The following is a 23020-nucleotide window of genomic DNA, read 5'->3' as shown; positions in this document are numbered from 1 at the left end:
GAGCAAGCTGCGCGTGGCGAAATCTATGCACAACTGCAAGCCATGCTTGGAACTCCTGGAGCACTGGCCGTTCAGGGGCTGCTGGAAAGCGCCGGCAAGCCAGCAGAAAGCGTGATGGCGACACTCTTCGGACTGATCTTTCTGTTCATTGGTGCGACATCCGTCTTCGCCGAATTGCAGGACGCGCTCAACCGAATCTGGCGGGCGCCGCAAAAGACCAGAATCTCCGGCCTGTGGAGTTTGCTGCGCGCCCGCCTGTTGTCCTTCGGCATGATTCTCGGAATCGGCTTCCTGCTGACTGTTTCGCTGGCTTTCAGTGCGGCTCTGGCCGCTTTGAGCAAGTGGCTGGATCCGTATGCCACAGGCTGGGCCACTGTCGAGAATGCAAGCGAAGTCTCACTCGGCGTCCTGCTGGCGACGGCGGTTTTTGCCATGATCTACAAGACCATGCCGCGCGTTCGGATCCACTGGAAAGATGTCTGGGTTGGTGCAATCGTCACCTCGCTACTGTTTATCACCGGCAAGGCGCTGATCGGTGCCTACATCGGCAGGAGCGGCATTTCGTCTCATTTCGGCGTTTCAGCCTCGCTGATCATTGTGCTGTTGTGGGTTTACTATTCGGCCCAGATTTTCCTGTTCGGTGCGGAATTTACCTGGGTCTACTCGCACAAGTTCGGTTCGCGCAAAGGGCAGCCTTTGCCGGGCGCCACCGGCGCACTCCCGGCAAGCGACTGAAGGCCTGTCAGCGCATCGGATGCTTGTTTCGCGTTCTGTTTTTCCAGCAGCGCAATACAAACCAGGCCAGCGAGCAGACGCTGGCAATGAATGCGGCCCGGATGATTTCCAGGTGTCCTTCCGTCAGCAGACCCCAGGCAAGCACTCCGATAAAAATGCCAAGCCCTTCGGCAATCGGGAATGGTGTGCGGGGAGCTGCCATGGAATTCAATCTGCTTTTTTCCCGGAGCGCGCAGTTCTTTTGTTGGTACTGGAATCACGGTTATTCTGACAGCATTCAAATTGGCAGTTACAGGCCTTGGTGTCAGTTTCGAGCAAATGCTGGCGGGCGTTGGCGAGAAAACGTTCGCGTATCTGAGTGAATTGGGGCATGCCGTAGTTCTCCATCTGTTAGCTTGTAAGGCCTTGATGGTAGTCGGGCGGAGCGCCTGTGTCTTCCGTGCTTTCGTCAGGATTGCGTGACGTTCTGTAACAGCGGCCAGTCGAGTGTAAAGCGCGCGCCACCGAGCGGTGATTCGTCGGCGCTTGCCGTTCCGCCATGCTGCTCCAGGACCAGCCGGACGATGGCCAGTCCCAGGCCGTAGCCGCCGGTAGCACGGTCGCGTGAGCGATCAAGCCGGGTGAAGGCGAAGAAAACGCGCTGGCGTTCTTCCGGCGGGATGCCGATGCCATCATCGTCGACATGCACCCGAATGTGCTCGCCGACCACTTCGGCACTGATCACTATTCTTGATCTGGCGTACTTGATCGCGTTGCGCAGCAGGTTGGTAACGGCATAAGGCATGCTCTTCAGGTCGAGTTCGACGCGCTGTGCCGCAGGCAAGGCATGGCAATCGACGCTCAGTTCGAGCGTGCGGCCGAGTATGCGCATGGATTCAACTTCTTCCTCAAGCCAGGGGGCCAGTTCGACCGGTGTCAGATGCAGTTCCGGCTGTTCGCGCTCATAACGCGCATAGGTGAGGCTGGAGTCGATCAGGTTGTCGAGTTCGTCGAGATCGACTTCCATCAGTTGCCACAGGCGTTCCCGTTCGCTGCGTTCGTCGGTTTCCGCCAGCATTTCGAGCGCGAAGCGCATGCGTGCGATCGGTGTCCGCAGTTCGTGCGAGATCGCGCTCGACAGTTCCTTCTGGGTGGCGATCAGGCGCTGGATTCGTTCGGCCATGCCGTTGAGGGTGTCGGTGAGCAGTTCAAAAGCGCTGATGCGCGCATCCGGTGCGCGAGTTTCGAAGTGGCCTTCGCCGAGCGCTCGCGCCGTCTGCCGCAGCGCTTCAAGGTCGCGCCACACGGGGCGCACCCAGAACCAGACGGCGATGGCCAGGCACAGGCCGATCAGGCTCCAGGTCAGCAGGCGGATGCGCAGTTCGAGCGGCAGGGAACGCGGACGGTCCGGGTTGGCATCGGGCGAGAGCGGGCCGACGGCTAGAATGTGCGGGGTCTGCTTCAGACGGTGGTAGAGAATATCGCCATCGGCGTCAATCGCCAGTTCGCCGGCGTCAAGTTTTTCGGCTTGCCTGGGTGGTAGCTTCAGGGTCCAGCGCTCAACAATATCGAGCTTGTAGGCAAACTTTTCGTCAAGTGCCTTGATGGTTTTTGGCCATTCCGAGCGTGGCTTGCGAAACAGGTCGTCTTCAATGAGGACGATGGTGCCCTGCATGAAGCGGCTGGTGTAATCGTCGGTAATTCCCTTGACGGCGGTCGAAATGACAAAGTCGGCAAAAAAGGCGATGACCACGAAGGAGCCCATTACCAGCAGGTAGAAGTTGAAGAACAGCCGCGACAGGCTGTAACGTCCGCGCCACGGCGCCGGCTTGTAGCGCCCGAGGATGTCGAGCAGACTGTTGTTGCGACTATTGCCAGTCATGCTTGCTGAACAGATAGCCTTTGCCGCGTACCGTCTTGATGCGGGTCGGGTTTTCCGGATCGTCGCCGAGCTTGCGCCGCAGCCGCGAAATACGCGCATCGATCGAGCGGTCCAGACCGTCGAAACCGATGCCGCGCAATTGCTGAAGCAGATCGTCGCGTGACAGGATGCTGCCGGCGTGTCGGGCGAGCAACCACAGCAGGTCGAATTCAGCGGTGGTCAGATCGATGCTTTCGTCACCCAGGTGGGTGCTGCGCGTCGACTGACTGATGCGGAAATTGCCAAAGACAAGTTGCGCCGAGCTGTCCGCTGCGGGGCTTTCGCCGCCCGCACTGACGGTGCCTGGCGAACGGCGCAACAGGGCCTTGATGCGCGCCAGCAGAAGACGCGGCTGCACCGGCTTGGCGATGTAATCATCGGCGCCGAGTTCGAGGCCAAGGATCTGGTCGAGGTCTTCGTCGCGTGCCGTCAGCATCAGGATCACTCCCTTGTACTTGGTGCGTACGGCACGGCAGACTTCAAAGCCATCCTTGCCGGGGAGCATGACGTCGAGGATCACCAGTTCGGGATCCTCCTTTAGTATCCGCGCTTCGGCGGTATCGCCACGGGTTTCGATGGCGACTTCAAAGTCGTTCTTGCGCAGGTATTCGGCAGTCAGATTGGCGAGGCGCGCATCGTCCTCGACCAGCAGGATGTGTGTTTTCATGGCGCAATGATAGCGGGTTGCCGGCTCGGGTGGTACTTGCCACCCGAAAAATTCCCGGCGACACACGGGATGGGCCTGACGGGCATGGATTTGGCGCCACCTCATATTCTGAATGTTGCCGGTCTGCCCGTTTCCCTCACCCCCGCCCCCTCTCCCAGAGGGCGAGGGGAGGTTGGTGAGTCGCTGGCGCGACTATCGCTCTAAATGCTGCACCCACGCCTTTTTTTGGTAAAGCGTGCCGGAATTGGTTTTGCCGATCCGCTGAAATGACTTAGAATCGCTGGCACAATTTACTGGAGGTGATATGTACGCTGGAATCGTCGATTGGCCATGGTGGGCTTATGTACTGGTGACGCTGGGCCTGACCCAGGTGACGATTGCCGCAGTGACCATCTACCTGCACCGGCATCAGGCGCATCGTGCGCTGGAACTGCACCCGCTACCGGCGCATTTTTTCCGTTTATGGCTGTGGCTGACGACCGGCATGGGAACCCGGGAGTGGGCGTCGATTCACCGCAAGCATCACGCCAGGTGCGAGACACCGGAAGACCCGCACAGTCCGCAGGTTTATGGCATCAACCGCGTGTTGTGGGGCGGTGTGTTCCTCTACGTCAAGGAAGCGCATAACCCGGAGACGCTCAGGCGTTACGGGCGCGGTACCCCGGAGGACTGGATCGAGAATCATCTTTATACGCCCTGGCAGAAGACCGGTGTCGTGGTCATGCTGGCCATCGATGTGGCGCTCTTCGGCCTGGTCTGGGGAACGCTGATATGGGCCGTCCAGGTGGCCTGGATCCCATTCTGGGCGGCCGGTGTGGTCAACGGCCTCGGGCACTTCTGGGGCTACCGGAATTTCAATTCGCCCGATGCCAGCAGGAATATTTTCCCGATCGGGTTTCTGATCGGCGGCGAGGAACTGCATAACAATCATCATACCTATCCGACATCGGCCCGACTTTCGAACAAATGGTACGAGTTCGATCTGGGCTGGATGTATATCTGTATTCTTTCCGCACTGGGCCTGGCGCAGGTGAAGAAACTGGCGCCTGTCCCGCATCTCGGAACGGCACGTCAGATTATTGATTTCGATACCCTGCAGGCGGTTATCGCCAACCGTTACGATGTTCTCGCCGGCTACGCCAAGACCTTGAAACACCTGTATCGCGAAGAGCTTGGCAAAGCGCACAACGGGATACAGTTTAAGGGGCTGAAACGCTGGCTGGCGGTGGACGCCAGCGCGGTACCGGAGGATTTGCGCGGCCGCCTCGAACAGCTCCTGAAGCAGAGCAGTGCGCTGCAAACGGCTTATGCCATGCGTGCAGAACTGGTGGCCTTGTGGGAACGCTCAAACGCCTCGCGCGAGCAACTGATCAGGGAATTGCAGGACTGGTGCCAGCGCGCCGAGAGTTCGGGTGTTCGCCAGTTGCAGGAGATCTCGCTGCGCTTGCGCAGTTATTCGCTGGCCTGATCGAAGTTGTTCAATCGCCTGTCCACCCGCTGTGTGTTTGCCGTGCTGGCCACTGTTTCGCTTGGTCTGGTGGCGGCAGGTCTGGTGCTCGGTGAACTGGCCAAACTGCACCCTTGCCATTTGTGCAATTTTCAACGTCTGCTTTACTTGGTGCTGGCCTTTTTTGCGCTGTGCGGGGTGCTGTTGCCGGGGTGGCGCAGACCATGGTGTGCGCTCGTCGGCCTGAGCGCTGTGGGTGGCGTGATCAGCGCCGTTCAGCAAAGCTGGATGCAATATGCTCCGCAGCAGGCGATCGAATGCGGCTTCGGCGATCCGACCCTGGTCGAGCGGATTGTTGACTGGCTCGGAGCGCAGTGGCCGGCGATGTTCATGGTCACTGGTTTCTGCACCAGCAAGGAGTGGATATTCCTCGGCCTCTCGCTGGCCAACTGGTCGGTGCTCTGCTTCCTCGCTTTGCTGGGCGTCGCCGTGTGGCTGGGGTGCCGGCGCGAGATCGTGCGCTGATGTGTTTGCTGACGGTTGAGTGCCGGTGCACGCTGTCCAGTCGATCCTGACGGTTACCTTCCCCTGCACAGCGCAGATACTTACGGCGCTCATGCTCGTAGCCGCGCTGCCACAAACACATCCATTGCCAGCAAGGTTTCAATGCTCGCCGAGCGCTTCGGTGTCGATTCCGAGCGCATAGCCCGTATCATCCTGGTGTCCACGGCACTATCCTTTTTCACCTTCTCCGGAATGGTGTGGGTGATGGGGATTCAGCTTCCGGGCGCTTAGTGCCATCGGCCTGGTCATAGTAGTTTCCCAGCCCCAATTCTTTTACTCGGTCAACACCTTCTCGATACGCCGATCAGGAACAAGCCACATCAGCGCAACAGCGACATAAAGTGTTTGTGACACCCACTGATTGACGAAGGCCAGAGGAATCGCTGCGGCATAGAGTACAAGCGATAAATTACCCTTGTTGTCTTTGCCGATCGCCTTCGCCAACAGCGAACTCTGACCCTCGGCGGAAATGATCGCCCGGGTGAGTATCCAGTAAGCCGTCGACGCCATCAGGAGCACGACGCCGTAGAGTGCACTGGGCAATGGCGCAAAGAGGTTTTCACCCATCCAGCCCGTGATGATGGGGAATAGCGATAGCCAGAACAACAGATGAAGATTTGCCCAGAGAACCTGGCCATCGACGCGCTGTACCGCGTGAAACAAGTGATGATGATTGTTCCAGTAGATGCCGACATAGACGAAGCTCAGAATGTAGCTCAGAAACACCGGAAACAAAGGCCACAAGGCCGCGATGTCTTCACCATGAGGTACCTTCATCTCAAGCACCATGATGGTAATGATGATGGCGAGCACGCCATCGCTGAATGCTTCGAGCCGGTTTTTTCCCATATGCATCGTCACTTATTTTCTGGCCTGTAGGTCATCATGAACTTGATCGTCCACCGCATTATCGATAACCGCTTCGATCTTCTTGCGCAAGACAACTGGAGCAAGGATAGCGGAAGTGACATGAAATGATATCTGAGAAAAATGCGTTCATTCCTTGCCAGTGGGGAAAATAATATGGCGACTACTTCTTGCGGAATAACCAGTTGTGTACCAACCGGGTATAACGCGGCATGATCATCCAGACGACGATGGCGACGATGACTGAGGCAAGGATGCCCTGCTTGACGCCGTAGGCGCCCAGCGCAGGCCACCCGTTGAACAGGGGCCCAAACGCCCACGGCACGACCATGGTCAGCGGCCAGATCACCGAGGTGGTAATCATCCACTGCTTCCACGCCGGCGGTTTCATCGGTGGCTCACCGCTTGCAGCGGGTTCAGGCTGGAACCAGTAGTCGATACCGGCGCCGACGGTAACCTGTTCGACGACATCGAGATGCGGCTGAACGGCCTCAATCAGGCGCGTGCGCTCGGCCGACTGGTGCCAGAGTGTTGCATCGTCATGTGTGGCAAAGTTCACAATGATGGTGTAGTCGACCCCGCCCGCAGTCGGACGCACGACCTGCACCCCCCGGTGGCCGGGAAAGGCGGCGGCAACCCGCATGGTCTCGACGAGCCAGGCCTCATACAAGGTGTGTGCGTCGGCGCGCACACGGTGACGCACTACGAAGCTGACGTTGTCCGCGGAAGCGCTGCTCATCTTATAGGTGCCAGCACCGGGGGAACTTACGGCGCTCAGTCTGGAGCTTTGCATTTTAATTCCTGTGACCACTTTTACTTGAAACCTGACATTACCGCCGCAGGTGCGGCGAGCACACAAAGTGTGCAGTGTGCGCCGTCTTGTCAGGCGAACGAGGCGCCAATATCTGCGCGCCTCGACATTTTCTACCTCTCCGATTTAGCACTGTTCAATCGGCGCTACAGATCATTTTTGCAATGCACTGTAACTGGTCATCAGGTTTCGATAATCGGGAATATGATTGGCGAACAGCGTGCCCAGGCCTTCAACATCATTGCGCCAGTCGCGGTGCAATTCACAAGCCACTGCAAACCAGTTCAATAATTGCGCACCTGCCAGGGTCATTCGTTGCCACGCCGAATCGCGACTTATTGCATTGAAAGTCCCTGACGCATCGGTAACGACAAACACGTCAAAGTCTTCTTCGAGCGCGGATAAAGCGGGAAACGCTACGCACACTTCGGTTACAACGCCTGCAATAATTAATTGCTTTTTGCCTGTCGCTTTAATTGCCTTTACAAAATCGTCATTGTCCCAAGCGTTGATTTGTCCGGGGCGGGCGATATAGGGTGCGTCGGGAAACAGGGCTTTTAGTTCCGGCATCAACGGACCGTTGGGGCCGTTCTCAAAACTGGTGGTCAGAATCGTCGGCAAGTTGAAGTACTTGGCCAGATCGGCAAGTGCCAGTACATTATTTTTGAATTTATCGGGATCAATGTCGCGCACCAGCGATAACAGACCGGCTTGGTGATCAACTAACAGAACGACAGCGTTATTTTTATCGAGTTTGACGTAGGGCTTGCTCATGGTGAATCTCCTTTTGCGGCGGTGGTTTAACGCTGGGAATCCAGCATTGATTGGGACTGCTCACGCTTCGAGGTCAAAGACGAGAACTTCTGCGTCTTTACCGTTCAGGATTTCAATGCGACTTTCTGCGCTGATCAGGGCGGCGTCTCCACCCGACAACCACTGTCCGTTGACCTCAACTGTACCAAGCACCACGTGGACATAGCCCTTGCGCTTGGGGTTGATGTTCAGAACGGCGGATTCCGTGCCGTTGAACAGGCCGGCGAACAAATACGCATCGGCATTAATCTTGACTGAACCTCCGGCGCCATCCGGTGACGCCATCAGGCGCAACTTACCTCGCCTTTGTTCTGCCGGAATATGCCGTTGCTCGTAACTCGGTGCAATGCCGGTCATGTTGGGCGTAATCCAGATCTGCAAAAAGTGTGTGGTCTGGCCCTCGGCGTGGTTGAACTCGCTGTGCGTCACGCCGGTGCCGGCACTCATGCGCTGCACGTCGCCGGGTGGTATGCCCTTGATATTGCCCATGCTGTCCTGATGCGCGAGATTTCCAGACAGAACGTAACTGATGATTTCCATGTCGCGGTGGCCGTGCTTGCCAAAGCCGGTGCCGGGGGCCACCCGATCCTCGTTGATGACCCGCAAGTTGCCCCAGCCCATGTGCGCCGGGTCGTGTTAACCGGCGAATGAAAACGAGTGGTAGCTCTCAAGCCAGCCGTGGTTTGCGTAACCGCGATCCTTGGATTTACGAACTGTGAGCATGTGAATCTCCTTTTTGAATAGGTGCATTGTGACTTTTTCAGTAGTGTTGCAGGTGCTGCCGATTTGATGGCATCATTCAAAATAATTGAATGGATGAACGCCTGATGCCGACTGCACGCGATGTGTTAACACCCGATGCCCTGGCCATGCTTGAGACCATTGCAAAGGCCGGCAGCTTTGCTGCGGCTGCGCGGGCAAGTCATATGGTGCCCAGCGCACTGACGTATCGCGTGCGGCAGATCGAAGACGCGCTCGATGTCCTGCTGTTTGATCGCAGCTCGCGGCAGGCCCGCTTGACTGAAGCTGGGCAGGAACTATTGCGCGAGGGTGCGCGACTTTTGGCAGATATCGATGCCGTGGCCAACCGCATCAAGCGGGTGGCGACCGGGTGGGAGCCACAGTTCACGATTGCGGTGGATAGCATCATCGTTCGTTCGACGGTGATGGAACTCTGCCAGTCATTTTTTGCGTTGAAACCGCCGACCAGTCTCAAGCTGCGCAGCGAGACGCTGTCTGGCACGCTCGAAGCGCTCGCATCGGGCCAGGCCGATCTGGCGCTGGGTGTGGCCGTGCAGGCCGGTAGCCGGGCTGACCTTCAGCGGGAGTCGCTCGGTACGGTGCGTTTTGTCTTCGCCGTATCGCCCCATCACCCGCTGGCACATGCGTCTGAACCATTGAGCGATGAGACGATCCGTCTGCATCGTGCGGTGGCGCTTGCCGACTCGATACAGCGCGGCGGCGGCCTGACGGTCAGACTATTGCCTGGCCAAGAGGCGATGACCGTTCCGGACATGCCTGCAAAGATCGATGCGCAGATCAGAGGGCTGGGTGTTGGCTTCCTGCCGACATGCCTGGCACAGCCCTACATTGATACCGGGCGCCTGGTGGTAAAACAAATCGAACAAGGGGAACACAAGCTTCAGTTTTGTTACGCCTGGCGCAAGAGCGGAAGGGGCGGCCAAGGGCGAGCACTGCAATGGTGGCTTGAGCAGCTGCAAAGCCCGATGACGCGGGCTGCGCTATTGGCCGAGAGGCGTTCTTGAGCTTCAGTTTCCCGCTGTGTCTTACGTCTGGCTCCAACCACGGATTGCACGGAACGGGCTATCAGCATTCTGATGCAGCCAACCATAGAATTGCACATAGCCGAAGGTTATTCCTTTGTCGTTCCCTGGCCGCGCCTGAGACGTTCCAACTGTGGTTTCAGCTTTTCGACAGTGGCGACAAAGTCGGCGAGGCGCTTCCTTTCCTGCTCGACGACCGGTGCCGGGGCGCGGGCGACGAAGCTCTCGTTGCAGAGCTTGGCGTTGGCCTTGACGATCTCGGCTTCAATCCGGGCGATCTCCCTGGCCAGACGCTCGCTTTCGGCGGTGAGGTCGATTTCGATCCTGAACATCAGGCGCGTTTCGCCAACGACCGCGGTCGGTGCGTCGGCGTCATCGGGCAGGGCGTCGACGATCTGCATGTCGGCGAGCTTGGCCAGCGCCTTCAGGTAGGGGGCGAAAGCGGCCAGTGCTTCGGCGTTGCCGCTGGCGATCAGCGGCACCTTCTGCGCCGGTGAAAGGTTCATTTCGCCGCGCAGGTTGCGGCAGGCGTAGGCCAGATCCTTGAGTTGCTGCACCCTGGCTTCGCTGGCTTCGTCGATCTTCTCCGGCTGTGCCTGCGGGTAAGCGGCGAGCATCACCGAGTCGTGCGTCTTTTTTCCGGCTAGTGGAGCGACAACCTGCCACAGTTCTTCGCTGATGAAGGGCACCAGCGGGTGTGCCAGGCGCAGAACGGTTTCCAGCACGCGCAGCAGCGTACGGCGCGTGGCGCGGGCCTGTTCCGGCGTACCGCCCTGCATCTGCACCTTGGCCAGTTCGAGGTACCAGTCGCAGAACTCGTCCCAGACGAATTCGTAGATGGCGCGGGCGAGCAGGTCGAAACGGTAGTCGGCAAAGTGTTGGGCGACTTCGGCTTCGGTGCGTTGCAGCGTGCTGACGATCCAGCGGTCGGCGAACGAGAAGTCGAGGGCGCTTGAGCAAACCTCCGGCGTGTAGGCGTCGATGCCGCAGTCCTGGCCTTCGGTATTCATCAGCACGAAGCGTGTGGCGTTCCACAGCTTGTTGCAGAAATTGCGGTAGCCCTCGCAGCGATGCAGGTCGAACTTGATGTCGCGACCGGGACTGGCCAGCGAGAGGAAGGTGAAGCGCAGGGCGTCGGTGCCGAAGGCCTGGATGCCCTCAGGGAATTCCTTGCGCGTGCGCTTGGCGATCTGTTCGGCCTGCTTCGGGTTCATCAACCCGGTGGTGCGTTTGCTGACCAGATCCTCGATGACGATGCCGTCGATCAGGTCGATCGGGTCGAGCACGTTGCCCTTCGACTTGCTCATCTTCTGACCTTCGGCGTCGCGGATCAGGCCATGGACATAAACATGCCTGAACGGGATCCTGCCGGTGAGGTGCCTGGTCATCATGACCATGCGCGCGACCCAGAAGAAGATGATGTCAAAGCCGGTAACGAGCACCGTCGAGGGCAGGTAGAGGTCGAGCGCTGGGTTCGATTTTTCCGGCCACTCCGGTGTCCAGTCGAGTGTCGAGAACGGCCACAGGGCGCTCGAATACCAGGTGTCGAGCACGTCCGGGTCGCGCTCCAGCGCACCCGTGTAGCCGGCGGCCGACGCCTGCGCCCTGGCTTCGGCTTCGTCGTGGGCGACGAAAATTTCCCCCTGGTCGCCGTACCACGCCGGAATCTGGTGTCCCCACCACAACTGGCGCGAAATGCACCAGTCCTGGATGTTGTTCAGCCACTGCCTGTAGGTATTGACCCAGTTTTCCGGGACGAACTTTATTTCGCCCGAGGCGACGCATGCGAGTGCCTTGCCGACGATGCTGGTGCCGTCCGAATCTGGCCCGACTCCCGGCTTGCTCATGGCGACAAACCATTGGTCGGTGAGCATCGGCTCGATCACGACGCCGGTGCGGTCGCCGCGCGGAACCTTGAGCTGGTGCCTGTCGGTTTTCTCCAGCACGCCGAGCGCTTCAAGGTCGGCGACGACGGCCTTGCGCGCATCGAAGCGATCCATGCCGCGATACTTTGCCGGTGCGTTGTCGTTGATTTTCGCGTCGAGCGTGAGAATCGAGATGATCGGCAGATTGTGGCGCTGGCCGACGGCGTAATCGTTGAAGTCATGCGCCGGCGTGACCTTGACGCAGCCGGTGCCGAATTCGAGGTCGACGTAGGCATCGGCGACGATCGGAATTTCACGATCGGCAAGCGGCAGTTTCACCATTTTGCCGAGCAGGTGCTTGTAACGCTCATCCTCCGGGTGCACCATCACGGCGGTATCGCCGAGCATGGTTTCCGGGCGGGTGGTGGCCACGGTCAGGGAACCGCTGCCATCGGCCAGCGGGTAGCGGATGTGCCACATGAAACCGTCTTCCTCTTCGCTCACCACTTCGAGGTCGGAGACGGCGGTGTGCAGTACCGGGTCCCAGTTGACGAGACGTTTGCCGCGATAAATCAGGCCTTCCCGGTGCAGACGGACGAAGGTCTCGGTGACGATCTTCGAGAGGCCGGGGTCCATCGTGAAGCGCTCTCGCTTCCAGTCCGGCGAGGTGCCGAGACGGCGCATCTGGCGGGTGATGGTGTTGCCCGAGAATTCTTTCCACTCCCAGACTTTTTCGAGAAACTTATCGCGGCCAAGCTGGTGGCGGGAAATACCTTGCGCGTCAAGCTGGCGTTCGACGACGATTTGCGTGGCGATGCCGGCGTGATCGGTTCCCGGCTGCCACAGCGTGTTGTCGCCGCGCATGCGATGGTAGCGGGTGAGGGCATCCATGATCGCCTGGTTGAAGCCATGCCCCATGTGCAGCGTACCGGTGACGTTGGGCGGCGGCAACAGGATGCAGAAGGCATTCGGGTTGGTGGTGTCGAGGCCGGCATCAAAGTAGCCCCTGGCTTCCCATTCGGGGTACCAGCGACGTTCGATGTCTGCCGGCTCAAAGCTTTTGGCGAGTTCCATAGGGGTAGTAGTAGGGGTGGGGAAAGCCGGCGATTATACCGGATCGCGCTGGCGCCCCCGACTTCAACGGATGCGGATGCGCTAGTCCTTCCGATTCGGCTCGTCGAGCGGAAGGCGCAGTTGCTTGCGCCGGGCGATGAAGTCTCGCAGGGCGGTTTCCATGGTCGAGGTAATTCCGGCGCGCAGTTCTTCACCGGCGTTGAGTAGCGTGGCTTCAAGCAGCGTCGGCAGTTCGTAGGTCAGTTGTTGCCCGATGGCGTGGGCGATATCCGAAGCGAGCAGCGAGACCTGGGTTTCGTCGAAGCGGTCGGGGCTGACTTCAGAAACGGCTACTTCCGCAGACACCACTTCAGTAAGTACTGGCAGGTCATTGTCATCACTTTCAGGAGGTGCAGCGCTGGCGGGTCCGATATTGCTGGCCGTCTTGGCAACAAAACTGCGCCGTCGCTTCATCAACGAGTCGATGCGATCAACCACATCCGAATGTTCGGCCATCAGTGTTTCTCCGAAAGGTCGAAATACTTGATTTCGTAACCGCGATCCTTGTAGAACCTGACGCGTTCGCGACCCGCCAGCCGCTCTGCGTCCTGCTGCCCGACGACTTCAATGACACTGGTGAATCGTGCAAAGCCGGGGGGGATTTGCGCGGACAGGTTGAACAGGCGCTCGTTCTGCGGCAAGGCGTCCAGATTGTCGGCAATCAGCACCGGTGTTTCGGCGGCAAGCGGGGAATCGCCGCGCACATGGGGGACGAAGCCGCTTGGCGGATGCATCCACAAATGGCGGTCGAGCAGGCCGGCGACTTCGGCATCGGGGGCGTAGACCAGCAGCGACTTCTTCTGCAAATAAGCCTTGCCGATCAGCGCGGCGGCGGCAGCGATGCGCTCGGCCGCGTTATGATAAAAGAAGATCTGGGTCAATTCAGTTTCCCGGCGCGCTTGAGCAGGTAATGCGTGAGCAGCGCAACGGGGCGACCCGTAGCCCCTTTATCGGCGCCGGATTTCCAGGCGGTACCGGCAATGTCGAGGTGCGCCCACACGAACTTTTTGGTGAAGCGCGAGAGGAAGCAGGCGGCGGATACGCTGCCGGCCGCACGCCCGCCAATGTTGGCCATGTCGGCGAAGTTGCTTTTCAGAAGATCCTGATAGTCTTCCCACAGCGGCATCTGCCAGGCGCGGTCCTGAGCTTCGTCGCCGGCGTGCAGGAGTTCGCGGGCGAGGCCCTCGTCGTTGGCGAAAAGGCCGGTGGCAACATGACCGAGTGCGATGACGCAGGCGCCGGTAAGGGTGGCGACGTCGATCACCGTGTCTGGATCGAAGCGCTCGGCGTAGGTCAGCGCGTCACAGAGGATGAGGCGACCTTCAGCGTCTGTATTCAGTATTTCGATGGTCTGGCCGGACATCGAAGTGACAATGTCGCCCGGCTTGCTGGCCGCACCTCCCGGCATGTTTTCGGAGGTCGGAACGAGCACCGTCAGATTGATCGGCAGTTTCATCTGGGCTACCGCCTTGAGGGCACCGAGCACGCTGGCAGCGCCGCACATGTCGAACTTCATCTCGTCCATTTCCAGGCCCGGTTTGAGCGAAATGCCGCCGGAGTCGAAGGTGATGCCCTTGCCGACGAGGACCAGCGGTTTCGCTTGTGCACCTTTTCCACGGCCGGTTCCAGCATTGGCGCCTTTATAGTGCAGGACAATCAGCTTCGGTGGCTGGTGCGAGCCCTTGGCTACCGAGAGCAGGGAGTGCATGCCGAGCGCTTCCATTTCGGCGCGTTCGAGTACCTTGCAGTCGAGTGCATGATCATGGGCCATCTGGCGGGCCGTTTCGGCCAGATAGCCGGGAGTGCATACATTGCCGGGCAGGTTGCCGAGATCCCTGGCCAGCGCCACACCCCTGGCGATGGCCAGCCCCTGGGCCAGCGCTTCTTCAGCAAGAGCGAGTTCATTGCGCCGTTCAATGACCAAAGTCAGTTTCCGCAACGGGCGGCGCACGTAGTCTTTTTTACTCTTGAACTGCTCGAAGCGATAGACGCTTTCCTCAGCGATAATTGCTGCCTGCCGGATGCGCCAGGCCAGAGTACGCTTTTTGACTGCGCATCCGGTCAAGAAGAGCGCGCCGTCCACAGCGCCTGTTGCGTTGAGTGCATTAACCGCACTGCGAATCGCGGAGCAGTATTCCTTTTCGCGGAATTCCTTTTCCTTGCCCAGTCCGACCAGCAGCACCCGCTCGCACAGGGTCGATGGAACGTCGTGCAGAAGCAGAGTCGAACCCGCTTTCCCTTCCATGTCGCCACGGCGAATGACGTCGGAAAGGTAGTTGTTCGCCGCCTTGTCGATCACTTCGGCGGCAAGCGTCAGTTTGCGTGCTTCGAAAACGCCGACGACGACGCAAGCGCTACGGTGCTTTTCCGGGCTTCCACTTTTTATGCTAAATTCCACTGGCTGCTCCTCATCGATTGCAGTTTCGTACCAAAAGTCGATTATCACTGTTGTTTTTCGTTAAAGTCAAAAAATGATCTTTCAGCGTGCCGCCCGGCGCGAGTTTACCCACTCGGCTGCCGGCATTTTTGTCGCCCTTTTCGCCATTCTGCTGACCACTCAACTGATCCGTCTGCTGGGCGACGCGGCGCAAGGCTCGATTGCGCCGGAAGCGGTGGTGGCGTTGCTTGGCTTTTCAGCGCTTAACTACATCGCGGCCTTGTTATCCCTGTCTTCGTTCATCGCGATTCTGTTGGCTTTGTCGCGCAGTTATCGTGATTCCGAGATGGTCGTCTGGTTCTCATCCGGGCTGTCTCTTGCCGCGTGGATACGGCCGGTGCTGGTCTTTACCCTGCCGCTGGTATTTGCCATAGCCCTGTTGTCTCTTTTCGTAGCTCCCTGGGCCAACTCGCAGAGTGCCGAGTACCGCAATAGTCTTAATACACGCAAGGATTCCGGGATGGTTTCTCCCGGAGCGTTTCAGGAGTCAGCTTCCGGGGATCGTGTCGTTTTCGTCGAGGCGGTTGCCGATGATGAGAGCTATGTAAGAAACGTATTCGTGCAATCGGTGCAGAACCAGCGTCTGGGTGTGACCATGGCCACGAAAGGCTATCAGGAAATTGCCGAGAATGGCGATCGTTTCATTGTTTTGGTGAACGGTCGACGTTACGAGATTGAACCGGGTTCGCCGGAGTTCCGAATTCTGGAGTTTGCGCGTTATGCCATACGATTGGAAACCAAAGAGGCGCGTGGCATCGAGCGGACGTCGAAGAATACACCAACGCTGGAGTTGATACAGAAGGATCTGCCTGTCTATCGAGCCGAGCTGATGTGGCGCTTGAGCGTTCCACTTTCGGCAATTGTTCTGGCGCTGCTGGCAATCCCCCTTTCCTTTGTCAATCCGCGGGCAGGTCGTTCAGCCAACATGCTGCTGGCGCTATTGACTTATTTTGTGTACCACAATTTGCTGACCATCAGTCAGGCGTGGGTGGCCAGTGGCAGGATTTCATTTACGCTCGGGGTGCTGGCCACCCATCTGTTCATGCTCTGTCTCCTGCCACTGCTTTTCTATCGCCGGATTGCAATACTCTCTTTTACGCGGTTTCTGAGATGAGAATTTACCGTCGTTATCTGGCGCGCGAGATGGCTGGCGCGATAGGCCTGGTACTTGCCGGATTTCTGGCCTTGTTTGGGTTTTTCGACTTGTTTGCCGAGGTCAGTAATATTGGCAAGGGAGACTATCAGATACGGCATGCCTTTGCGTTTGTGGCCCTGCGTATGCCGGGACGCATTTATGAGCTGATGCCGATTGCGGTTCTGATCGGGACGCTTTATTCCCTGTCGACACTGGCCCGGCATTCGGAAATCACCGTATTGCGGGTATCGGGAATGTCGACCAGAAACCTGCTTTCAGGCCTGTTCCAGGTGGCGGCAGTTTTCGCCCTGATTACTTTCCTGATCGGTGAAGTGGTAGCGCCACCCGCCGAGCGGGCGGCGCAGCAGTTGCGTCTCACGCAGAAAGGCAAGACGATTGAGGGCATGCGCAGCGGATTGTGGGTCAAGGATGAGCGCAGTTTCATCAACGTGCAGGTGGTTCTGCTGGATACGCAACTACGGGGCATCCGGATCTATAACTTCGACGATAAGGCAATGCTGCGTTCGGTCACCGATGCGGCAGAGGGGGTCTATATTCCACCGGCCAGTTGGCGGCTGACAGGCGTCGTCCAGACCATCCTGCATGATGACCGGTCCGAAGTCGTCAGGATGCCGGATATGGAATGGCATTCGGCGTTGAATCCGGACATTCTTGCCGTTCTGGTCGTCGCGCCTGAACGTATGTCCCTGCTGCATCTGACGGCCTATATCAGGCACCTGGCGGAGAACAGCCAGAAGACCCAGCGTTACGATATCGCCTTGTGGAAGAAACTGATTTATCCGTTGGCAGCGCTGGTCATGGTCGCCCTGGCCTTGCCTTTTGGATACACCCATAACCGGGTTGGCGGAGTCAGTCTGAAGATTTTCTCCGGGGTGATGATCGGAGTATTCTTCCACATGCTCAACGGCTTGTTCTCGAATCTTGGCGTGATAAACAGCTGGTCGCCGGCGATCAGTGCGATAGCCCCTTCAGCGTTATTCATGCTGGTTGCGATGGGGATGATCGGGTGGGTTGAGCGGCGCTGAGTCAGCCAGTCTGGCCCAGCTACAATGCCATAAGCATCGACTTTCCAGGACGGGTGCGGTGAAAGCCGGTTCCCCGTTTATGCCGTGACGAGCTGGGTGCCAGCGATCCGGTCGTGCAGGAATTGCCCGTCGCGGTCGATCAGCGCCCACATGATGCCGACTCCGCCAAGCACCAGGCTGGGCCAGCACAGAAGAAAGCGAAGCAAGGCCTGCGCCGGACGGACAGGAAGTCCTTCTTTCGTCAGCAGACGGATGCGCCAGGTTTTCATGGCCAGCGTTTGCCCGCCATTGCTCCAGAACCAGATGAAATACACGAGCAGTACAAGAAAGAGGTGAGCCCACAAAATCGCCGGTGTAGCGAGTCGATGCGCGAAAGCGCCGATCAGTACGTGCGGAGCAATCATCAGCACTGCAACAACGCCAGACATCAAGAGAATTTCGTAACTCATGGCGAGCAGCCGGCGCAGGATTGCTGGGCGTATAACGCGGTCTGGAGCAGCAGGCATCAGGGTTTGGTCGTGGTTTCAGTGCCCGTCGGTGCGGCGGCAGGGGGTGATGCATCCGGTGCGGGTGGGGCTGCGGGAAGTGGGGTAGGCGGGGTTGATGGGTAAGCAACCGGGTTAGCCATGTTCGCTGGTGCCGGCAAGGGCGCAGTTGCTACCGGCCGGCCGGGTTTGGGGGCGGGCCTGCTGGCGGCTTGCTGCTTCAGCTTTTCCTTTTCATCTTCCGGCAGGCTGGAATACTCTTCCCACTTTTGCTTGAGTTCTTGTTTTTTCTCAAGGGGAAGCTGGTTGGCCGTTTTAAAGTTTTCGCGCGCCAACTGACGTTGTTCTGGTGTCAGTTTTCCCCAGGCCTGCATTTGTCCCTGAATGCGACGCTGTTCTTCCAGAGTCATTTCGGGAAATCGGGTGGCAATGCCCAGCCATTTTTTCTGGCGGAAGTACTCCATGGAATCCCAGTCGTCGCTCAGCGGGGCGAGGACGATTTTCTGCTGTACCGTCAATTCGCTCCACTTTGGCTGTGGCGGCGTTGCAATGAGCGACGGGCTGGGCGTTTCCGCCCAGCCCGTGGTCACCACAAAACAACTGAAAACTATTGCGACGAGCCGCGTTTTAACCATGTATCAAAGCCCTTGTCGGTAAATGCTCCGATGGGCAGATCATCGGCGAGCAGGGCGCTATCAACGGCACCCAGCTCGTTGACGCGCTGGTCGGCCATCCAGTAAGCGGAAAAGACGAGGCCCAGGAGCAACAAGAGCCCGGCGAGCACCTGCTTGAGGTGCAGGTTGTCAAAGTGGTGTTGAACAAAACTGCCCGCAGAGGCCAGCACCGATTGATTTACCGCCTGCCTCTGGCAGGCCAGCGCTTTTTTTCTGGCGTCAGCGAGGCGGGCTGCAGTCTCGGGACGCAGTTCGTGCAATCCGCGATTAAGAAGCTGCCTGACCTTGTAGGCGAAATGTAATTCGTTCATAGTGTGATTCCTTTTGCTTTCAAAGCCGCTGCCAGCGTGTGTGTAGCACGCGAGCAGTGTGTTTTTACGCTGCCTTCTGAGCAGCCCATTGCGGCAGCAGTCTCCGCAACGTCCATGTCCTCCCAGTAACGCATGAGGAAGGCTTCGCGTTGACGCGCGGGCAGAAGTTTTATCTCTTTTTCAATAATAACAAGGACTTGAGATTGCTCTAACTGCCCGTCAGGCGTGTTCGGGGTGTAAGACCCCGATTCAACCTCAAGAGTTTCCAGCGGATCGTGTTCATTTTCATCGCCTGATGAGAATGACGAGAGAAGGGTCGTCCACAGCGAGCGTACCTTGCTGCGCCGATAATAGTCACGAATCGTGTTCTGCATGATGCGCTGGAAAAGCATTGGCAGCTCTTCTGCAGGGCGGTCGCCATATTTTTCGGCAAGTTTCATCATTGAGTCCTGCACGATATCGAGTGCTGACTCTTCGTTACGCACGGCAAACATCGCTTGCTTGAAAGCGCGACGCTCTGAAGTGGCGAGAAAATCTGACAGTTCGCTTGGGCTGGCCAGAATCGAAATCCTTGTTATTGCAGGGCGGGAGATTATCCCTTGAATATCGGCCGTTTGGGCGGAAGCCTTGACCAATTGTGGTCTAGGCTTTAACGTTACAGGCTTTTTCGAGCATTTTGCTTGGTAAGGCGAGGATGATAACCATGATGACCGGTGCGGAGATTGTAATCAGGTGCCTGCAGGAAGAAAAGGTCGACTATGTATTCGGCTATCCCGGCGGCGCGGTTCTTCATATTTACGACGAACTGTTCAAGCAGGACAAGGTCAAGCATGTTCTGGTCCGTCATGAACAGGCGGCCGTGCATGCGGCTGATGGTCTGGCGCGCTCGACACACAAGGTCGGCGTGGCTCTGGTTACCTCAGGTCCCGGCGCGACCAATGCCGTGACCGGTATTGCGACCGCCTACATGGACTCCATTCCGATGGTGATCATCTCCGGGCAGGTGCCATCCTACTATATTGGTCAGGATGCCTTTCAGGAGTGCGATACGGTTGGAATTACCCGTCCCTGCGTCAAGCACAACTTCCTGATCAAGGATGTGCGTGACATCGCCATGACGATGAAAAAGGCCTTCTACATTGCCAATACGGGTCGTCCAGGTCCGGTGGTGGTGGATATTCCGAAGGACATTACTGCCGCAAAATGCAAGTTTGACTACCCAAACGATGTCCACATGCGCTCGTATAACCCGGTCGTCAAGGGTCATCTGGGGCAGATCAAGAAGGCGGTGCAACTTCTGCTCGGCGCCAGGCGGCCAATGATTTATACCGGCGGCGGGGTGATTCTATCGAATGCCGACAAACTGTTGACCAAGCTCACGCGTCGTCTCGGCTTTCCGATTACCAACACACTGATGGGGCTTGGTGCCTATCCGGCGACCGATCCGCAGTTCCTGGGCATGCCGGGCATGCATGGCACGCTGGAAGCCAACATGGCGATGCAGCATTGCGACGTATTGCTGGCTATCGGCGCCCGTTTCGACGATCGGGTGATTGGCAACCCGGAGAACTTCGCTTCCCTGCCACGCAAGATCATTCACGTTGATATCGATCCTTCGTCGATTTCCAAGCGCGTTCGCGTGGACGTGCCGATTGTCGGCAATGTTCCGGATGTGCTCGCGGAGATGATCAAGCTGATCGAAGCCGAGCAGGGCAAGACCGAGATTGGCGACTGGTGGAAGGAAATCGAAGGTTGGCGTTCCAGGCAGTGCATGAACTACAAACTCAAGAATGATGTCATCATGCCGCAATACGTCATCGAGAAGCTCTACGAGATTACCGGCGGCAACGCGATCATCACCTCCGATGTCGGACAGCACCAGATGTGGGCGGCGCAGTACTACAAATTTGACCAGCCACGGCGCTGGCTCAACTCGGGCGGTCTGGGCACCATGGGTGTCGGCCTGCCCTACGCCATGGGCGCGGCGTTGGCTAACCCGGATTTGCAGATCGTTTGCGTCACCGGCGAAGGCTCGATACAGATGTGCATACAGGAACTGTCGACGGCCAAACAGTTCCGTCTTCCGATCAAGATCATCAACCTCAATAATCGTTACCTGGGCATGGTTCGCCAGTGGCAGGAGATGTTCCACGGCAGCCGCTACTCGGAGTCATACATGGATTCGCTGCCTGATTTCGTAAAGCTCGCCGAGGCTTACGGTCATGTCGGCATTCGAGTCGAGCGGCCTGAGGAGGTTGAGGGAGCACTCAAAAAAGCTTTCATCGAGCACAAGGATGAACTGGTGTTTCTCGACATCCTCACTGACAGGGAAGCGAATGTTTTCCCGATGGTAGCGGCAGGCAAGGGCCTGGCCGACATGATTCTGGCTGAAGATCTGTAAGGGAACGACAAGCATGCGACACATTATTTCTATTTTGCTAGAAAACGAAGCCGGTGCGCTTTCGCGCGTGGCCGGCTTGTTCTCGGCGCGTGGCTACAATATTGAAACGCTGACGGTGGCGCCCACCGAGGACAGCTCGTTGTCCCGGCTGACCATCGTCACCAGCGGCAGCGACGAGGTGATCGAGCAGATCACCAAGCAACTGAACAAGCTGATTGATGTCATCAAGGTGGTCGATCTCTCTGAAGCCGCTCATATCGAGCGCGAACTGATGTTGATCAAGGTTCGTGCCACGGGCAAGGATCGCGAGGAAATGAAGCGCATGGCAGAAATCTTCCGTGGGCGAATCATTGACGTTACCGATTCGACCTATGTGATTGAACTCACGGGCAGCGGACCCAAACTCGACGCCTTTATCCAGGCCATCGATGCCGGTTTGATTCTCGAAACCGTTCGCACCGGCGTCAGCGGTATTGGTAGCGGTGACCGTATTTTGAAAGTTTAGTGATGAGCAAGGGTGAGGAGTTCGGAGCGATCCGAAAGGGGCAATCTTCCTCTCCTCACTCCTGACTCCTCTCTCCTCACAGTTTTATGAAAGGAACACCATGAAGGTTTACTACGACAAGGACGCCGACCTCTCCCTGATCAAGGGCAAGAAGGTCACCATCGTTGGCTACGGTTCGCAAGGCCACGCCCACGCCCAGAATCTGACCGATTCGGGCGTCAAGGTAACGGTTGGCTTGCGCCAGGGCGGTGCTTCCTGGAGCAAGGTCGAAAAGGCCGGGATCAAGGTTGAGGAAGTTGCCAAGGCGGTCAAGGGCGCCGATGTCGTGATGATGCTGTTGCCGGACGAAAACATCCCGGGCGTGTATTACCAGGATGTCGAGCCGAACATCAAGAAGGGCGCCGCGTTGGCTTTCGCCCACGGCTTCAACATCCACTATAACCAGGTGGTGCCGCGTGCCGATCTGGATGTCATCATGGTGGCGCCAAAAGGTCCCGGCCATACCGTGCGCTCCGAATACCTCAAGGGGGGCGGCGTTCCCTCGCTGATCGCCGTACATCAGGACAAGTCCGGCAAGGCCAAGGGCCTCGCGCTGTCCTATGCGGCGGCCAACGGCGGCACCAAGGGCGGCGTCATCGAGACCAATTTCCGTGAAGAAACCGAAACCGATCTGTTCGGCGAACAGACCGTGCTTTGCGGCGGTGCAGTCGAACTGGTCAAGATGGGGTTCGAGACACTGGTCGAATCCGGCTACGCACCCGAAATGGCCTACTTCGAGTGCCTGCACGAACTCAAGCTGATCGTCGACCTGATGTACGAAGGCGGCATCGCCAACATGAACTACTCGATCTCCAACAACGCGGAGTTCGGCGAGTACGTCACCGGCACCGAAGTCATCAACGAGCAGTCCCGCGCCGCCATGCGTAATGCCCTGAAGCGCATCCAGAACGGCGACTACGCCAAGATGTTCATCCTCGAAGGCCGCACCAACTACCCGGCGATGACCGCCCGGCGTCGCTTGAACGCGGTGCATCCGATCGAGACCGTGGGCGCCAAGCTGCGCGACATGATGCCGTGGATCAAGAAGAACAAGCTCGTCGACCAATCCAAGAACTGATTGGCGGGTCGCAGGCTCGGTAGCGCGTTACGCTTGCCGTACTAACGTACTGTCGGCGCGTGCGCGCCTAGCGCTATCTTCGCCTTGGGCGGTGTGGGAGACTGCACCGCCCTTATTGCGAGTACCGAAGCGTCGGTTATTCGGTGTATCCTTCTCGCACTTTCTCGGCCAGAAACCCCTGACCCATGACGGAACTGAAACCCCGCAAGGCCTTGTTCAATCCCGAGCTGAAGCGCCGCGGCATTTACGTTCTTCCCAATCTGTTCACCACCGCCGCGCTGTTCTGCGGCTTCTTCGCCATCGTCCAGGCGATGCAGGGGGACTTCGAGCGGGCCGCGGTGGC

At 58.1% G+C, this 23020-nt stretch carries 25 protein-coding genes and 1 pseudogene; 11 read left to right on the top strand and 15 right to left on the bottom strand.

Features of this window, described 5'->3' with window-relative positions:
• The coding region (locus JNM42_RS12235) for a YihY/virulence factor BrkB family protein (protein WP_294270148.1) at positions 1–735 on the top strand (735 nt) is incomplete at its 5' end.
• 7 nt (positions 736–742) lie between these two features.
• On the opposite strand, the gene JNM42_RS12230 is transcribed toward JNM42_RS12235, so the two are convergent.
• From JNM42_RS12230 to JNM42_RS12220, 3 genes are all read right to left on the bottom strand, one after another.
• Positions 743–937 carry a hypothetical protein gene (locus JNM42_RS12230; protein ID WP_294270145.1) on the bottom strand — a complete coding sequence of 65 codons (195 nt, stop codon included), beginning with the start codon at positions 935–937 and terminating at the stop codon, positions 743–745.
• Positions 938–1183: 246 nt separating this feature from the next.
• Positions 1184–2596, bottom strand: a complete 1413-nt coding sequence (locus JNM42_RS12225; RefSeq protein WP_294270144.1) for an ATP-binding protein — start codon at positions 2594–2596, stop codon at positions 1184–1186.
• Complete coding sequence (locus tag JNM42_RS12220; protein WP_294270142.1) at positions 2583–3302, bottom strand: winged helix-turn-helix domain-containing protein; 720 nt, start codon at positions 3300–3302, stop codon at positions 2583–2585. Before JNM42_RS12220 ends, JNM42_RS12225 begins: the two co-directional genes overlap by 14 nt.
• A 304-nt stretch (positions 3303–3606) precedes the next feature.
• Here JNM42_RS12220 and JNM42_RS12215 point away from each other — a divergent pair, with 304 nt between their 5' ends.
• From JNM42_RS12215 to JNM42_RS12205, 3 genes are all read left to right on the top strand, one after another.
• Positions 3607–4770, top strand: a complete 1164-nt coding sequence (locus tag JNM42_RS12215) for a fatty acid desaturase (RefSeq protein WP_294270139.1) — start codon at positions 3607–3609, stop codon at positions 4768–4770.
• A gap of 6 nt (positions 4771–4776) precedes the next feature.
• A complete protein-coding gene (locus JNM42_RS12210; protein WP_294270136.1) occupies positions 4777–5274 on the top strand; it encodes a disulfide bond formation protein B in 498 nt (165 codons plus the stop codon).
• 141 nt (positions 5275–5415) lie between these two features.
• Positions 5416–5544: a hypothetical protein gene (locus JNM42_RS12205; protein WP_294270133.1), complete on the top strand. Its 129-nt coding sequence runs from the start codon at positions 5416–5418 to the stop codon at positions 5542–5544.
• Between the two features lie 42 nt (positions 5545–5586).
• On the opposite strand, the gene JNM42_RS12200 is transcribed toward JNM42_RS12205, so the two are convergent.
• The 4 genes from JNM42_RS12200 to JNM42_RS12185 all read right to left on the bottom strand — a co-directional run bounded on the left by JNM42_RS12200 (position 5587) and on the right by JNM42_RS12185 (position 8425).
• Positions 5587–6168: a TMEM175 family protein gene (locus JNM42_RS12200; RefSeq protein ID WP_294270130.1), complete on the bottom strand. Its 582-nt coding sequence runs from the start codon at positions 6166–6168 to the stop codon at positions 5587–5589.
• Positions 6169–6343: 175 nt separating this feature from the next.
• Complete coding sequence (locus JNM42_RS12195) at positions 6344–6919, bottom strand: antibiotic biosynthesis monooxygenase (protein ID WP_294270127.1); 576 nt, start codon at positions 6917–6919, stop codon at positions 6344–6346.
• 225 nt (positions 6920–7144) lie between these two features.
• Positions 7145–7765, bottom strand: a complete 621-nt coding sequence (ycaC, locus tag JNM42_RS12190; RefSeq protein WP_294270124.1) for an isochorismate family cysteine hydrolase YcaC — start codon at positions 7763–7765, stop codon at positions 7145–7147.
• Between the two features lie 60 nt (positions 7766–7825).
• On the bottom strand, positions 7826–8425 hold the full coding sequence (locus JNM42_RS12185) for a pirin family protein (protein ID WP_294270121.1): 600 nt from the start codon (positions 8423–8425) through the stop codon (positions 7826–7828).
• Positions 8426–8616: 191 nt separating this feature from the next.
• On the opposite strand from JNM42_RS12185, the gene JNM42_RS12180 reads away from it, so the two are divergent.
• Positions 8617–9570 (top strand): LysR family transcriptional regulator, encoded by a 954-nt coding sequence (locus tag JNM42_RS12180; RefSeq protein WP_294270118.1) that lies wholly within the window; start codon positions 8617–8619, stop codon positions 9568–9570.
• Between the two features lie 107 nt (positions 9571–9677).
• Here the strand turns inward: JNM42_RS12180 and JNM42_RS12175 are convergent, their stop codons facing one another.
• The 4 genes from JNM42_RS12175 to JNM42_RS12160 form a co-directional block, all read right to left on the bottom strand.
• Positions 9678–12527, bottom strand: coding sequence for a valine--tRNA ligase (locus JNM42_RS12175; protein ID WP_294270115.1), 2850 nt, complete (start codon positions 12525–12527; stop codon positions 9678–9680).
• Positions 12528–12608: 81 nt separating this feature from the next.
• Positions 12609–13022, bottom strand: coding sequence for a hypothetical protein (locus tag JNM42_RS12170; RefSeq protein ID WP_294270111.1), 414 nt, complete (start codon positions 13020–13022; stop codon positions 12609–12611).
• Entirely contained in the window at positions 13022–13447 is a 426-nt protein-coding gene (locus JNM42_RS12165) for a DNA polymerase III subunit chi (RefSeq protein WP_294270107.1), read from the bottom strand. Before JNM42_RS12165 ends, JNM42_RS12170 begins: the two co-directional genes overlap by 1 nt.
• Positions 13444–14964: a leucyl aminopeptidase gene (locus JNM42_RS12160; protein ID WP_294270105.1), complete on the bottom strand. Its 1521-nt coding sequence runs from the start codon at positions 14962–14964 to the stop codon at positions 13444–13446. The genes JNM42_RS12165 and JNM42_RS12160 overlap by 4 nt, the downstream gene beginning before the upstream one ends.
• A gap of 73 nt (positions 14965–15037) precedes the next feature.
• On the opposite strand from JNM42_RS12160, the gene lptF reads away from it, so the two are divergent.
• Together lptF and lptG are read left to right on the top strand one after the other, a co-directional pair.
• Complete coding sequence (gene lptF / locus JNM42_RS12155) at positions 15038–16117, top strand: LPS export ABC transporter permease LptF (RefSeq protein ID WP_294270102.1); 1080 nt, start codon at positions 15038–15040, stop codon at positions 16115–16117.
• Complete coding sequence (gene lptG / locus JNM42_RS12150; RefSeq protein WP_294270099.1) at positions 16114–17184, top strand: LPS export ABC transporter permease LptG; 1071 nt, start codon at positions 16114–16116, stop codon at positions 17182–17184. Before lptF ends, lptG begins: the two co-directional genes overlap by 4 nt.
• Positions 17185–17261: 77 nt before the next feature.
• Here lptG and JNM42_RS12145 read toward each other — a convergent pair whose 3' ends face one another.
• The 4 genes from JNM42_RS12145 to JNM42_RS12130 are packed head-to-tail and all read right to left on the bottom strand — an operon-like array spanning position 17262 to position 19289.
• Positions 17262–17690, bottom strand: a complete 429-nt coding sequence (locus tag JNM42_RS12145) for an RDD family protein (RefSeq protein WP_294270096.1) — start codon at positions 17688–17690, stop codon at positions 17262–17264.
• On the bottom strand, positions 17690–18304 hold the full coding sequence (locus JNM42_RS12140; protein WP_294270093.1) for a DUF3106 domain-containing protein: 615 nt from the start codon (positions 18302–18304) through the stop codon (positions 17690–17692). Before JNM42_RS12140 ends, JNM42_RS12145 begins: the two co-directional genes overlap by 1 nt.
• A complete protein-coding gene (locus JNM42_RS12135; protein ID WP_294270091.1) occupies positions 18277–18654 on the bottom strand; it encodes a DUF3619 family protein in 378 nt (125 codons plus the stop codon). Before JNM42_RS12135 ends, JNM42_RS12140 begins: the two co-directional genes overlap by 28 nt.
• Entirely contained in the window at positions 18651–19289 is a 639-nt protein-coding gene (locus JNM42_RS12130; protein ID WP_294270089.1) for an RNA polymerase sigma factor, read from the bottom strand. The genes JNM42_RS12135 and JNM42_RS12130 overlap by 4 nt, the downstream gene beginning before the upstream one ends.
• A gap of 59 nt (positions 19290–19348) precedes the next feature.
• On the opposite strand from JNM42_RS12130, the gene ilvB reads away from it, so the two are divergent.
• From ilvB to JNM42_RS12110, 4 genes and pseudogenes are all read left to right on the top strand, one after another.
• Positions 19349–21055, top strand: coding sequence for a biosynthetic-type acetolactate synthase large subunit (gene ilvB, locus JNM42_RS12125; protein ID WP_366504438.1), 1707 nt, complete (start codon positions 19349–19351; stop codon positions 21053–21055).
• Positions 21056–21068: 13 nt separating this feature from the next.
• A complete protein-coding gene (gene ilvN / locus JNM42_RS12120) occupies positions 21069–21560 on the top strand; it encodes an acetolactate synthase small subunit (RefSeq protein WP_294270085.1) in 492 nt (163 codons plus the stop codon).
• A 100-nt stretch (positions 21561–21660) separates the two neighbouring features.
• Positions 21661–22677 (top strand): ketol-acid reductoisomerase, encoded by a 1017-nt coding sequence (gene ilvC / locus JNM42_RS12115; protein ID WP_294270082.1) that lies wholly within the window; start codon positions 21661–21663, stop codon positions 22675–22677.
• Positions 22678–22862: 185 nt separating this feature from the next.
• Positions 22863–23020, top strand: a pseudogene (locus tag JNM42_RS12110) (CDP-diacylglycerol--serine O-phosphatidyltransferase); the annotation flags it as partial.

The organism is Propionivibrio sp. (assembly GCF_016790145.1).
Taxonomy (GTDB): domain Bacteria; phylum Pseudomonadota; class Gammaproteobacteria; order Burkholderiales; family Rhodocyclaceae; genus Propionivibrio.
Note: the sequence above shows the minus strand (reverse complement) of the source record. Positions and strands in the feature narration are given on the sequence as shown.